12 protein-coding genes are annotated in these 12,684 nt (G+C 62.3%); 10 read left to right on the top strand and 2 right to left on the bottom strand.

The features are described 5' to 3' along the window. Positions 1–7 precede the first annotated feature (7 nt). Both J3P77_RS15880 and J3P77_RS15875 read right to left on the bottom strand, forming a co-directional pair. Positions 8–418, bottom strand: a complete 411-nt coding sequence (locus tag J3P77_RS15880; protein WP_434677546.1) for a PA2817 family protein — start codon at positions 416–418, stop codon at positions 8–10. Positions 419–493: 75 nt separating this feature from the next. Continuing rightward, positions 494–2,941, bottom strand: coding sequence for an acyl-CoA dehydrogenase (locus J3P77_RS15875; protein ID WP_434677545.1), 2,448 nt, complete (start codon positions 2,939–2,941; stop codon positions 494–496). Between the two features lie 152 nt (positions 2,942–3,093). On the opposite strand from J3P77_RS15875, the gene J3P77_RS15870 reads away from it, so the two are divergent. From J3P77_RS15870 to murB, 10 genes are all read left to right on the top strand, one after another. Continuing rightward, positions 3,094–3,717: a glutathione S-transferase gene (locus J3P77_RS15870; RefSeq protein WP_434677544.1), complete on the top strand. Its 624-nt coding sequence runs from the start codon at positions 3,094–3,096 to the stop codon at positions 3,715–3,717. Between the two features lie 169 nt (positions 3,718–3,886). Continuing rightward, positions 3,887–4,819, top strand: coding sequence for an ABC transporter ATP-binding protein (locus J3P77_RS15865; protein ID WP_434677543.1), 933 nt, complete (start codon positions 3,887–3,889; stop codon positions 4,817–4,819). Further along, a complete protein-coding gene (locus J3P77_RS15860; protein ID WP_434677542.1) occupies positions 4,816–5,604 on the top strand; it encodes an ABC transporter permease in 789 nt (262 codons plus the stop codon). Before J3P77_RS15865 ends, J3P77_RS15860 begins: the two co-directional genes overlap by 4 nt. Positions 5,605–6,034: 430 nt before the next feature. Continuing rightward, a complete protein-coding gene (locus J3P77_RS15855) occupies positions 6,035–8,254 on the top strand; it encodes a DNA internalization-related competence protein ComEC/Rec2 (protein ID WP_434677541.1) in 2,220 nt (739 codons plus the stop codon). Positions 8,255–8,425: 171 nt separating this feature from the next. Beyond that, a complete protein-coding gene (locus J3P77_RS15850) occupies positions 8,426–9,100 on the top strand; it encodes a MotA/TolQ/ExbB proton channel family protein (protein WP_434677540.1) in 675 nt (224 codons plus the stop codon). Continuing rightward, positions 9,097–9,528 carry an ExbD/TolR family protein gene (locus J3P77_RS15845; RefSeq protein WP_434677539.1) on the top strand — a complete coding sequence of 144 codons (432 nt, stop codon included), beginning with the start codon at positions 9,097–9,099 and terminating at the stop codon, positions 9,526–9,528. Before J3P77_RS15850 ends, J3P77_RS15845 begins: the two co-directional genes overlap by 4 nt. Then, positions 9,528–10,523: a tetraacyldisaccharide 4'-kinase gene (gene lpxK / locus J3P77_RS15840; RefSeq protein ID WP_434677538.1), complete on the top strand. Its 996-nt coding sequence runs from the start codon at positions 9,528–9,530 to the stop codon at positions 10,521–10,523. The genes J3P77_RS15845 and lpxK overlap by 1 nt, the downstream gene beginning before the upstream one ends. Before the next feature lie 17 nt (positions 10,524–10,540). Then, positions 10,541–10,726 carry a Trm112 family protein gene (locus J3P77_RS15835; protein WP_434677537.1) on the top strand — a complete coding sequence of 62 codons (186 nt, stop codon included), beginning with the start codon at positions 10,541–10,543 and terminating at the stop codon, positions 10,724–10,726. Beyond that, positions 10,723–11,487: a 3-deoxy-manno-octulosonate cytidylyltransferase gene (gene kdsB, locus J3P77_RS15830; RefSeq protein WP_434677536.1), complete on the top strand. Its 765-nt coding sequence runs from the start codon at positions 10,723–10,725 to the stop codon at positions 11,485–11,487. Before J3P77_RS15835 ends, kdsB begins: the two co-directional genes overlap by 4 nt. 34 nt (positions 11,488–11,521) lie before the next feature. Then, complete coding sequence (murB, locus tag J3P77_RS15825) at positions 11,522–12,541, top strand: UDP-N-acetylmuramate dehydrogenase (RefSeq protein ID WP_434677535.1); 1,020 nt, start codon at positions 11,522–11,524, stop codon at positions 12,539–12,541. The last annotated feature ends 143 nt before the right edge of the window (positions 12,542–12,684 follow it).

Below are 12,684 nucleotides of genomic sequence, written 5' to 3'. Positions count from 1 at the left end.
TATGCGATCAGTGCTTGCTGCCTTGCGCCGACATCGCCAGCAATTGCTTTTCCTGGTTCCAGTCGAATGGCTCGTCGTTCTGTTCGGCCTCGTAACGACGCTCTTCAAGCGCCTGGTAAAGGTCGATTTCCTCGTCGGGCATGAAATGCAGGCAGTCGCCGGCGAAGAACCACAACAGGTCGCGAGGCACCAGATGCGCGATCTGCGGGTAGCGCTGAATGACCTGACAGATGATGTCCTGGCCTAGATACTGACTTTCGATCGGGTCGACCGGCAGCTGCTCCATCAGTTCGTCGAAACGCTCCATGAACAGCGCGTGGCTTTCTTCCGGAACCTGGTCGGCCTCGCCCAGCGCGACCAGAATGCTGCGCAGATGCGTCAGCAGGCTGAGATGGTGGTCGAGAATGGCGTCGGCCATGATGTAATCCTCAAATGCAAAAACAGGCGCGAGAGTATAAAGCCCTGCGCGCCTGCTGTGGGGACGACCTGACGGTTATCGGATTTTGCCGAGACTCGCGTTCAGCGATTCCTTGTCGAAGTCGTCCACGTCGATCACCTTGCGCCGCGCCGCTTCAGCGGTGCGCAGCGTCTGCGCTTCGTCGGCGAGCAGCACGCCTTCACGCAGCGCAGCGTCGATGACGTGTTCGCCTGCGACGGGTTTGAGCTGGCCACCTTTGAGTGCCACTTGAAGTTTCCTGCGGATCGGCAGCGCTGCACTCAGCAGATCGCTGGCGTGCTGCAAGGCACCGACCGCATCGTCCGGCGACTGCGGACGGTAGCAGCCAGCCAGTAGCTCCTCCAGCGCCGGGTCGCCCTTGGCGCGTCCCAGTACTTGGGCAACTTCGGCGTCCAGTCGGTCCGACGGCCCTTTATGGCGACGACCGAGCGGGAACACGATCACTCGCAGCAGCGCACCGAGCACGCGATTGGGGAAGTTGGTCAGCAGTTCATCGAGCGCCCGTTCGGATTCGCCAAGGCTTTCCTCCATGGCCCACTGGAACAATGGCCGCATGTGCTCCGCAGAGCCGAGATCGTGATAGCGCTTGAGCGCGGCCGACGCCAGATAAAGGTGGCTGAGCACGTCGCCCAGACGCGCCGAAAGCCGTTCGCGGCGCTTCAGTTCGCCGCCCAGCAGCATCATGCTCAGGTCGGCGAGCATTGCGAATGCAGCCGCCTGGCGGTTGAGCGCGCGGAAGTAGCCTTGGCTCAAGCTGTTGCCCGGCACCCGCTCGAAATGACCGAAGCCCAGATTGAGCACCAGCGTGCTCGCTGCGTTGCTGACGGCAAAACCGATGTGCTTGAGCAACAGGGTGTCGAACTCGGCCAGCGCGTTTTCCTGGTCCTGACGCCCGGCGAGGGCCATTTCCCGCAGTACGAACGGATGGCAGCGAATCGCGCCCTGACCGAAGATCATCAGGTTGCGCGACAGGATGTTCGCGCCTTCGACCGTGATGAAGATCGGCGCACTCTGCCAGTTGCGTGCGAGGTAGTTGTTCGGGCCCATGATGATGCCCTTGCCGCCGTGCACATCCATGGCGTGGCCAATGCACGCCCGGCCGCGCTCGGTCAGGTGGTACTTGAGGACCGCCGACAGCACCGACGGTTTTTCGCCCAGATCCACGGCCTTGGCCGTCAGCATGCGCGCGCTGTCCATCAGCCACGCGTTGCCGCCGATTCGCGCCAGTGCTTCCTGAATTCCCTCGAACGCGGAGAGCGGTACGTTGAATTGCTCGCGCACTTGGGCGTACTGGCCGGTCACCAGGCTTGTGTACTTGGCCGCGCCGGTACCCACCGCCGGCAGGGAAATCGAACGGCCCACCGAGAGGCAGTTCATCAGCATCATCCAGCCCTTGCCGAGCATGGCCTGGCCGCCAATCAGGTAACTCAGGGGAATGAACACGTCCTTGCCGGAATTCGGGCCGTTCATGAATGCGGCACCCAGCGGCAGATGCCGACGGCCGATTTCCACGCCGGGAGTGTCAGTGGGGATCAATGCCAGGCTGATGCCCAGGTCTTCTTCGTCGCCGAGCAGATGTTCGGGGTCGTAGGCTTTGAAGGCCAGGCCCAGCAGCGTGGCGATCGGACCGAGGGTGATGTAGCGCTTTTCCCAGTTCAGTCGCAGGCCGATGACTTCTTCGCCTTGCCACTGGCCTTTGCACACAACGCCCGTGTCCGGCATCGCGCCCGCGTCCGAACCGGCCAGGGGACCGGTCAGCGCAAAGCACGGAATGTCTTCGCCACGCGCCAGCCGTGGCAGATAATGATTGCGCTGTTGTTCGGTGCCATAGTGCAGCAGCAATTCCGCGGGGCCCAGCGAATTGGGGACCATCACGGTGGACGCGAGGTCGCCACTGCGGGTCGCCAGTTTCATCGCGACTTGCGAGTGGGCATAAGCCGAAAAGCCTTTGCCGCCGAATTCCTTGGGAATGATCAGGGCAAAGAAGCCGTGCTCTTTTATATGCGTCCAGGCTTCAGGCGGCAGGTCCATGGCCTGACCGATGTCCCAGTCGCTGACCATGGCGCACAGCTCTTCTGTCGGACCGTCGATGAAGGCCTGTTCTTCTTCGGTCAACTGCACCTTGGGATACGCCAGCAGCTTGTCCCAGTCCGGGCGGCCGCTGAACAACTCGCCGTCCCACCAGACGGTGCCTGCATCGATGGCGTCGCGTTCGGTCTCGGACATGGGCGGCAACACCCTCTTGAACCAAGCGAACATCGGCGCCGTGAAGTGTCTGCGGCGCAGGTCCGGCAAGGCGATGGGCAGCAGAACAGCCAGCCACAGTACCCAGAAGATCGTCAGCAACCAGCCCGGCGCATGGCTGAAAATACCCATCGCCAGCAGGTAGACCGCCACGATGCCCAAGGCTGGGAGCGGGTCGGTGCGTCGATGGGCCAGCCAGGCGATGCCGATGACCAGCACCAGAATCCACAACAGCAGCATAAGTATTCCTCCGTGATGAACGCGGCGCGGGCCGTGATCGAAGCCAATGGCGGGGTGACACGATAATGACCTTTCGTGACCGAGGAAGTTGCGGGCGTATCGGAGTAGACTGGCGAGCGATTTATCTTCACGACCAATGCGAGGGGAACGCAATGCTCAGAATCTGGGGCCGCAAGAATTCCAGTAACGTGCGTAAGGCGCTATGGATAGCCGAGGAAGTCGGCGTGCCCTACGAGACAAAAGATGCGGGCGGCGCATTCGGCCTGGTCAATGAAGCGGAGTACCGGGCGATGAACCCCAATGGCCGGATTCCCATGATAGAGGACGGCGATTTCGTACTCTGGGAATCGAACGCTATCGTACGTTATCTCGCCGCGCAGTACGGCGCCGATTCCGGGCTCTACCTGGCCGATCCAAAGGCCCGCGCCCAGGCCGACAAATGGATGGACTGGACCACCTCGACCATCGCCGCGCCCTTCATTCCGGTGTTCTGGGGCGTGCTGCGCACTCCCGCCGACAAGCAGGACTGGGACGCCATCAACCAGGGCGTGAAAACCCTGCACGGGTTACTGGCGATTGCGGACGACGCGTTGTCGCGCCAGCCGTGGCTGTCGGGCGAGGCGTTCGGCATGGGCGATATTCCGCTGGGCAGCTTTGCCTACGCGTGGTTCGAAATGCCGATTGAACGTCCGCCGCTGCCTCATCTCCAAGCCTGGTACGAGCGTCTCAAAACCCGGCCTGCGTATCGCAAGACGGTCATGACAGCGCTGACGTGACCGGTCGTTCGTCGACCTGTCTGCCCGTTGCTTGATACTTACTATTAATAGATGTGTCTGTACTTGGGCGGCCCCGCCAAGCAACATTGGCGGCCTGGTCTATCGCGCGGACGATTGTTCCGCGTTCCGATCGATCTCCTTTTTTTCCTGATCTGGTGTTTTTTCCGATATGTCTTCCGCTCTGTCCATCCGGCAGCTAACCAAAACCTACGGCAACGGTTTCCAGGCCCTGAGTGGTATCGATCTGGACGTCGCCGAAGGTGATTTCTTCGCCTTGCTCGGCCCTAACGGTGCCGGCAAATCCACCACCATCGGCATCATCTCGACCCTGGTCAACAAGACCAGCGGCACCGTGAATATCTTCGGTCACGATCTTGACCGCGAGCCTGCGGCGCTCAAGCGCTGCATCGGCGTCGTGCCTCAGGAGTTCAACTTCAACCAGTTCGAGAAAACCTTCGATATCGTCGTGACTCAGGCCGGCTATTACGGCATTCCGATGAAGGTGGCCAAGGAACGCGCCGAGCAGTACCTGACCCAGCTGGGGTTGTGGGACAAGCGCGACGTGCCTTCGCGCTCGCTGTCCGGCGGCATGAAGCGTCGCCTGATGATCGCCCGCGCGCTCATTCACGAACCGCGCCTGCTGATCCTCGACGAGCCGACGGCGGGCGTCGACATCGAACTGCGTCGCTCGATGTGGACGTTTCTCACCGAGCTGAACCAGAAGGGCATCACCATCATTCTGACCACCCACTACCTGGAAGAGGCCGAGCAGCTGTGCCGCAATATCGGCATCATCGACCACGGAGTGATCGTGCAGAACATGGGCATGAAACAGCTGCTCAGCACACTGACCGTCGAGACCTTCGTTCTAGACCTCAAGGCTTCCCATCAGGTAGCGCCGACGTTACAGGGCTACCCCTGCAAGCTGCTGGACAGCCACACCCTGGAAGTTCAGGTGGACAAGAGCATCGGCATCACCGCGCTGTTCACCCAACTGGCACTGCAGAACATCGAAGTGCTGAGCCTGCGTAACAAGTCCAATCGCCTTGAGGAGCTGTTCGTGTCACTGGTGGAAAAAAACCTGGCGAAGGTGGCGGTATGACGGCCCCGAACGGCGAACTGCGCCCCAACCTGATTGCCCTGTACACGATTGTCTACCGCGAAATCCGTCGCTTCATGCGGATCTGGCCGCAGACCTTGCTGCCGCCTGCGATCACCATGGTTCTGTACTTCGTGATCTTCGGCAACCTGATTGGCCGTCAGATCGGCGACATGGGTGGCTTCACTTACATGCAGTACATCGTACCGGGCCTGATCATGATGTCGGTGATCACCAACTCCTACGGCAACGTGGTTTCGAGTTTTTTCGGCGCCAAGTTCCAGCACTCCATCGAAGAGTTGATGGTGTCGCCGGTGTCGCCGCATACCATTCTGGTCGGCTATACGTTGGGCGGTGTACTGCGCGGGCTGGCGGTCGGTTTCATCGTGACGATGCTTTCGATGTTCTTCACCGACCTGCAGGTGCACCATCTGGGCGTGACCGTCATTGTCGTTGTGCTGACGGCGACGATCTTTTCATTGCTGGGCTTCATCAACGCGGTGTTCGCGCGCAACTTCGATGACATCTCGATCATCCCGACCTTCGTGCTGACGCCTTTGACCTATCTGGGCGGAGTGTTCTACTCGATCAACCTGCTGCCGCCGTTCTGGCAGACGGTCTCGCTGGCCAACCCTGTCCTGCACATGGTCAACGCTTTCCGGTTCGGCATCCTCGGAGTGTCCGATATCCGGATCAGCATCGCCCTGGCCTTCATGGTCATCGCCACCGTGTTGCTGTACCTCGGCTGCGCTCGGCTGCTGGTCAGCGGGCGAGGCATGCGCCAGTAAATCCCGCCCGCCGTACCTGTGCCTGTGGGCCTGTGGAGCGACCGACTCGGTCTTTGTGGGAGGCACCTTGCTGGCGATGAGGCAAGTGCATCCGGCAGATGTATTGCCTGAAGTAATGCTGTCGCGAGCAAGCTCCCTCCCACAGGTCAGTGCACGACCCGGTCTTGTGGGGCCCAGCAATCGCCTTGAGCTGTTTCCGGGAGATCATAGATAACGCGATTTTTGTGGGAGGCAGCTTGCTGGCGATGAGGCCGGTGCATCCGCAGCAGATCGGTCGCCTGGAATAGCATCGCGAGCAAGCTCCCTCCCACGTTGATCGCGGTGGACTCTGGTCTGTAAGCGCCAGCAATCCACACCCTGCAACACTCCATTTCGCCAACGCACATCCCTTGCGCTAATCCTTAAAGCTCACCGCTTTCAAGGATTGAATATGCGTACAGGGATGATTGCGCTCGCTCTGGGTCTGCTGTCGCTGCGCCTGCTTCCGGCGCTGCCGCCGACCTGGCTGCTGGTGATTATTTTGCCGGTCGTGGCGCTGATGCTGCTGCCGTATCGCACTTATCCGATAGCGCTTTTTCTGTTGGGCGTGAGCTGGGCGTGCTTCTCGGCGCAGCGGGCGCTGGATGACCGGCTGCCGGTGAGCCTGGACGGGCAGACGCTGTGGTTGCAAGGCGAGGTGGTCGGTCTGCCCAGTCAGATCGAGGGCGTGGTGCGCTTCGAACTGGCGGGTGCCAAGTCAAGGCGGGCCAGACTGCCGTCACGCATGCGCATCGCCTGGTATGGCGGGCCCGAGGTCCGCAGCGGCGAGCGCTGGCGGCTGGCAGTCAAGCTCAAGCGGCCGGCCGGGCTGGTCAACCCTCACGCCTTTGACTATCAGGCATGGTTGCTGGCGCAGCGCATCGGCGCGACCGGCACTGTGACAGACGGGCAGCAGCTGGCACCGGCGCGCGGAGCCCTGCGCGACGGGCTTCGTCAGCGCCTGCTGGCGGTCGATGCGCAGGGCCGTGAAGGTGGGCTGGCGGCGCTGGTGCTGGGCGACGGCTCCGGTCTGTCGCGGGCAGACTGGCAAGTGCTGCAGGACACCGGAACTGTTCATTTGCTGGTAATTTCCGGCCAGCACGTCGGGCTGCTCGCCGGCGTGGTCTATCTGCTGTTCGCCGGGCTGGCGCGCCGGGGCTGCTGGCCGCAGGCCTTGCCCTGGCTGCCTTGGGCCTGCGCGCTGGCGTTTGCCGCCGCGCTGGGTTACGGGCTGCTGGCCGGCTTCGATGTGCCGGTGCGGCGCGCCTGCGTAATGGTCGCCCTGATGCTGCTGTGGCGCCTGCGCTTTCGACATCTGGGGCTGGTCTGGCCATTTTTGATGTCGCTCAATGTAGTGTTGATATTCGAGCCGCTGGTCAGCCTTCAGCCGGGGTTCTGGTTGTCGTACACGGCGGTGGCGATCCTGATACTGATCTTCGGCGGGCGCCTGGGCGCATGGCGCTGGTGGCAGAGCTGGACGCGCGCGCAGTGCCTGATCGCTGTCGGCCTGTTGCCGGTTTTACTGGTCCTGAATCTGCCGATCAGCATCACCGGGCCATTGGCAAATCTATTCGCGGTGCCATGGGTCAGCGTGATTGTCCTGCCGCTGGCATTGCTCGGAACCTTGTTGCTGCCGGTTCCGGTTGTTGGCGAGAGTCTGTTGTGGCTGGCCGGTGGCGCGCTTGACGGGTTATTCGTGTTTCTCGGCCGGGTCGCTGGCGCGGTGCCTGCCTGGCTGCCAAGCGCGATGTCGGGCTGGGCGTGGATACTCGGTCTGCTCGGCGCGTTGTTCGTGTTGTTGCCCCGCGGAGTTCCCCTGCGTCACCTGGGCTGGCCGCTACTGCTGCTATGCGTCTTCCCGCCGCTCAGACAGGTCCCGCCGGGACAGGTTGAAGTGATACAGCTGGACGTAGGGCAGGGGCTGGCGGTGCTGCTGCGCACCCGTCATCACGCACTGCTCTACGACGCCGGGCCGCGTTTCGGTGAATACGATATCGGCGAGCGCGTGGTGGTGCCGGCCATACGCAAGGCCGGGGTGCGCCGGCTGGACCTCATGCTGCTGAGTCATGCCGATGCCGACCATGCGGGCGGCGCGGCGGCCGTGTATCAAGCGCTGCCGGTGAGCCGTGTCCTCAGTGGCGAGCCCGAGAAGCTGATGCCGCAGCTCAGTGCCCGCCTTTGCGATAACGACGAGTCATGGACCTGGGACGGCGTGCGCTTCGCGACCTGGCGCTGGGCGCAGGCAGACGCGGGTAATCCTTCGTCGTGCATGTTGAGTGTGGACGCCGGAGGCGAGCGCCTGCTGCTCACCGGCGATGTCGACGCGGAGGTCGAGCGCGCTGCGATTGCCAGCGGATTCGACCTTCGCGCGCGCTGGCTGCAAGCCCCGCACCATGGCAGCCGTTCGTCTTCCAGCCAGCCTTTCCTGCGCGCGGTCGCGCCGGACGGCGTGCTGATTTCGCGCGGTCAGAACAACGCGTTCGGGCATCCACATCCGCTGGTCATGGCGCGTTATGGCTGGCTCGGAATCCCCAGCTATGACAGCGCGGAGCTGGGCGCGATCACCTTGCAGCTCGGTACTTTCGGCCCGGCACGCGGACAAATGAAGGAAAGGCGTTTCTGGCGCGACTGACCGGCTTGCGCTCATGACTTTTGATGAGCGGGCATCCTTCAGCGTCCGGATACTGGCGATTTGCCGGAAGATGGTGCTTTTCGATGCTTGATGAACGGATCGTTATCTCGGGCTTCGGGCAGCCCTCGACGCATGTTAGAGTGGCGCCAATTTTTTGCGGGAGGCGTCACTGTGTGGGAGCTGGTCAAATCTGGCGGCTGGATGATGCTGCCAATCATTTTGAGTTCCATCGCCGCTGCCGGCATCATCATCGAACGGCTCTGGACGCTGCGCGCCAGCCGTATCACGCCGCCTCATCTGTTGGGACAGGTCTGGCAGTGGATTCAGGACAAGAAGCTGGACAGTGAAAAGCTCAAGGAGCTGCGCGCCGATTCGCCGCTCGGGGAAATCCTCGCAGCCGGTCTTGCCAACTCCAAGCATGGTCGCGAGATCATGAAAGAGTGCATCGAGGAAGCGGCCGCGCGAGTCATCCACGAGCTGGAGCGCTATCTGAGCGCGCTCGGTTCCATCGCAGCCATGGCACCACTGCTCGGCTTGCTGGGTACGGTTCTGGGCATGATCGACATTTTCGGATCGTTCAACAGTTCCGGGACCACCGCCAACGCCGGCGTGCTGGCGGGCGGCATTTCCAAGGCGCTGATCTGTACCGCATCTGGCCTTATCGTTGCCATTCCGGCGATTTTCTTTCATCGCTACTTGCAGGGCCGCGTCGACGAATTGGTAGTCGGCATGGAGCAGCAGGCGATTCGGCTGGTCGAGGTAGTGCAGGGCGATCGTGAGGTCGATCTGATCGATGCCAGGGTTGACCTCAAGGCCCTGGCTCGCGCCGGGAGCAAGAAAAAGTGAAGTTTCGTCGCCGCAGACCCCGCGAGATCATCGACGTCAACCTCGTGTCGCTGATCGACGTGGTATTCATTCTGTTGCTGTTCTTCATTGTCACGACGACGTTTACCCGGGAAACCCAGTTGCGTGTGGACCTTCCCCAGGCGGTTACCGGCGCATCCGCCGATGACGCCAGTGCCAAGCAACTGGATATCGCCATCAACGCCGACGGACTGTTTTCGCTCAATAATCAGTTGCTGCCCAAGAACGATCTGGCGACCCTGATCGAAGCGCTGCATCGTGAGTCGGCGGGCGACACCAGTCTGCCGCTGTCCATCAGCGCCGATGGCAAGACCCCGCATCAGTCGGTCATTACAGCGATGGACGCAGCGGGCAAGCTGGGCTTCAGCCATTTGCGCATGACCACAGTCGAAGCCACGCAGGCTGAGTGATGGCGCTTACCGACCGCTTGCTTGACGCCTGGTACACCGGCCACCCCGCGCTCGGATTGCTCCGTCCGCTCGAATCGCTCTATCGACGGGTCGTGAATGGCAAGCGCGCGCGTTTTCTGGCCGGGGAGGGTGAGATCTATCGCGCGCCGGTCCCGGTCATAGTGGTGGGCAACATCACCGTGGGTGGCACGGGCAAGACGCCGCTGATCCTGTGGATGATCGAACACTGCCGCAGCAAAGGTCTGCGTGTCGGCGTGGTCAGCCGCGGCTACGGCGCCACGCCACCGAGCCTGCCCTGGCGGGTGCAGCCCGACCAGGATGCCGCGCAGGCGGGTGATGAACCCTTGCTGATCGTACAGCGCAGCGGTGTCGCGCTGATGATCGACCCCGACCGCAGTCGGGCGGTGCAGGCGTTGCTTGCCGCCGAACCCATTGACCTGATCCTTTCCGACGACGGCCTGCAGCACTACCGGTTGGCCCGGGATCTGGAGCTGGTGTTGATCGACGCCGCGCGCGGGCTGGGCAACCGCCGTTGCCTGCCGGCCGGACCGTTGCGTGAGCCGGTCGAGCGGCTGGAGAGCGTCGACGCGCTGCTTTACAACGGCGCCGCCGCGGATCGCGACGACGGCTATGCCTTCACGCTCAAACCCTCCGCGCTGGTCAACCTGCGCAGCGGCCAGCGCCAGCCGGTCGACTTCTTTCCCAAGGGCCAGACGCTGCACGCGGTAGCCGGAATCGGCAACCCGCAGCGTTTCTTCAACACCCTCGAAGGACTACACTGGCAGCCCATTGCCCATGCTTTCGCCGACCATGCGTCGTATAGCGCCGAGGCGCTGGCATTCACGCCTTCGCTGCCGCTGGTCATGACCGAGAAGGACGCCGTGAAGTGCCGCGCCTTCGCCGCCGATGACTGGTGGTATCTGGCGGTGGACGCGGTACCATCCGACGCGTTCATTCGCTGGTTCGACGAGCAGCTGCGCCGTTTCTCTCCTTGATTGCTTCAGGATTTTCTATGGACACCAAATTACTCGACATCCTCGCCTGTCCGATCTGCAAAGGTCCGCTGAAGCTCAGCGCAGACAAAACCGAACTGATCAGCAAAGGCGCGGGCCTTGCCTATCCGGTACGCGACGGCATCCCGGTGATGCTGGAAAGCGAAGCACGCACGCTGTCCGCCGAGGAGCGTCTTGAGAAATGACCGCCGCCTTCATCGTTGTCATTCCCGCACGCTACGGTTCGAGCCGCTTTCCCGGCAAGCCACTGGCGACCATCGCCGGCAAGCCGATGATCCAGCATGTCTGGGAACAGGCGCGCAAGAGCAGTGCCGGGCGCGTTGTCGTCGCCACCGATGACGCTCGCATCGTTGAAGCCTGCGAAGCATTTGGCGCCGATGTGGTGCTGACCCGCGCCGATCACAACTCCGGTACCGACCGGCTGGCCGAGGTGGCAACGCAACTGGGACTGCCGGCCGATGCCATCGTGGTCAACGTCCAGGGCGACGAGCCGCTGATTCCGCCTGCGGTGATCGATCAGGTCGCGGCAAACCTCGCAGCGCATCCGGAAGCGGGCATTTCGACGCTGGCCGAGCCGATCGACGACGTAGCGGCGCTGTTCAACCCCAACGTGGTCAAGGTGTCGAGTGACGCCAACGGCCTGGCCCTGACGTTCAGCCGGGCACCGTTGCCGTGGGCCCGAGATGCGCTGGCCCAGAGCCGTGATCGACTGCCCGAGGGCGTCCCTTATCGCCGCCACATTGGCATCTACGCCTACCGCGTCGGATTTCTGCACGACTTCGTGAGCTGGGGGCCGTGCTGGCTGGAAAACACCGAGAGCCTGGAGCAACTGCGTGCTCTGTGGAACGGCGTGCGGATTCATGTGGCCGATGCCCTTGAAGCCCCTCCAGGCGGCGTCGATACACCGGAAGACCTTGAGCGTATAAAGCGCCTGCTGGAGAGTTGATGTTGTCGTCTCTGACAGTCGGGGCGGTATCTGCATGACCCTGCAAATCCGCTCCGCGGTTTCCCTCAAGCCGTACAACACTTTTGGCGTGGACGTGCAGGCCTCGCTGTTCGCCGAAGCGCACACCGATGAAGACGTGCGTCAGGCACTCGCTTACTCCGCTGGGCACGATGTGCCGCTGCTGGTCATCGGCGGCGGCAGTAACCTGCTATTGGTCGCCGATATTGATGCGCTGGTGTTGCGCATGGCCAGCCGTGGCATCCGCGTCCTGCGCGAGGATTGCATGGAAGCCATCGTCGAAGCGGAAGCGGGCGAGCCCTGGCATCCGTTCGTGCAGTCCTGTCTGGAACTGGGCCTGGCAGGCCTGGAAAATCTGAGCCTGATTCCTGGCACGGTTGGCGCGGCACCCATGCAGAACATCGGTGCCTATGGAGTCGAGATCAAGGATGTGTTCCACAGCCTGAGCGCTATGGATCGGCAGACTGGCGAAGTCCGTGAGTTCACTCTCCAGGACTGTGCTTTCGGCTACCGCGACAGCCTGTTCAAACAGCAGGCCGGTCGCTGGCTGATCCTGCGAGTGCGTTTCAGGCTCAGCCACGTTGCCAATCTGCACCTGGAGTACGGCCCGGTCCGTCAGCGTCTCGACGAGATGGGCATCAAGGAGCCAACACCCCTGCATGTCAGCCGGGCAATTTGTGCGATTCGTAGTGAAAAGCTGCCAGACCCGGCAGTGCTGGGCAACGCCGGGAGCTTCTTCAAGAATCCGGTGGTCGATGCTCGGCTGTATGAAGCCATCAAACGTGAGCATCCCGCAGCCGTCGGCTATCCACAGGCTGGAGGCAGCGTGAAGATGGCAGCCGGCTGGCTGATCGAGGCGGCGGGCTGGAAAGGTTTCCGTGAAGGCGATGCGGGCGTCCATGCGTTGCAGTCGCTGGTGCTGGTTAACTACGGCAAGGCCACCGGAACCCAGTTGCTCGACCTGGCCCGCCGAATCCAGGCCGACATCGCCGAGCGTTTCGGCGTCGAGCTGGAAATGGAGCCAAATCTGTACTGACGTGCCCCTTCCAGTTCTGCAAAGACCTGTGGGAGCGGACTTGTCCGCGAAATGGCCAGAGCCGGCGGAGCGCCGTCCGGTCCGCTTCCACAAAAAAAGCAGCATAAAAAAAGCCCTACCTGCTTTCACAGGTAGGGCTTTTT

It is taken from the genome of Pseudomonas sp. R1-18 (assembly GCF_051132095.1).
Classification (GTDB): Bacteria; Pseudomonadota; Gammaproteobacteria; order Pseudomonadales; family Pseudomonadaceae; genus Aquipseudomonas.
This window is presented reverse-complemented; position numbering and strand designations above follow the sequence as displayed.

Bases quoted from the DNA above. Each gene is read 5' to 3' on its own strand.
- lpxK (WP_434677538.1), top strand. From the start codon at position 9,528: ATGGCGCTTACCGACCGCTTGCTTGACGCCTGGTACACCGGCCACCCC.
- J3P77_RS15855 (WP_434677541.1), top strand. From the start codon at position 6,035: ATGCGTACAGGGATGATTGCGCTCGCTCTGGGTCTGCTGTCGCTGCGC.
- J3P77_RS15865 (WP_434677543.1), top strand. From the start codon at position 3,887: ATGTCTTCCGCTCTGTCCATCCGGCAGCTAACCAAAACCTACGGCAAC.
- J3P77_RS15870 (WP_434677544.1), top strand. From the start codon at position 3,094: ATGCTCAGAATCTGGGGCCGCAAGAATTCCAGTAACGTGCGTAAGGCG.
- J3P77_RS15860 (WP_434677542.1), top strand. From the start codon at position 4,816: ATGACGGCCCCGAACGGCGAACTGCGCCCCAACCTGATTGCCCTGTAC.
- J3P77_RS15835 (WP_434677537.1), top strand. From the start codon at position 10,541: ATGGACACCAAATTACTCGACATCCTCGCCTGTCCGATCTGCAAAGGT.
- murB (WP_434677535.1), top strand. From the start codon at position 11,522: ATGACCCTGCAAATCCGCTCCGCGGTTTCCCTCAAGCCGTACAACACT.
- kdsB (WP_434677536.1), top strand. From the start codon at position 10,723: ATGACCGCCGCCTTCATCGTTGTCATTCCCGCACGCTACGGTTCGAGC.
- J3P77_RS15880 (WP_434677546.1), bottom strand. From the start codon at position 418: ATGGCCGACGCCATTCTCGACCACCATCTCAGCCTGCTGACGCATCTG.
- J3P77_RS15875 (WP_434677545.1), bottom strand. From the start codon at position 2,941: ATGCTGCTGTTGTGGATTCTGGTGCTGGTCATCGGCATCGCCTGGCTG.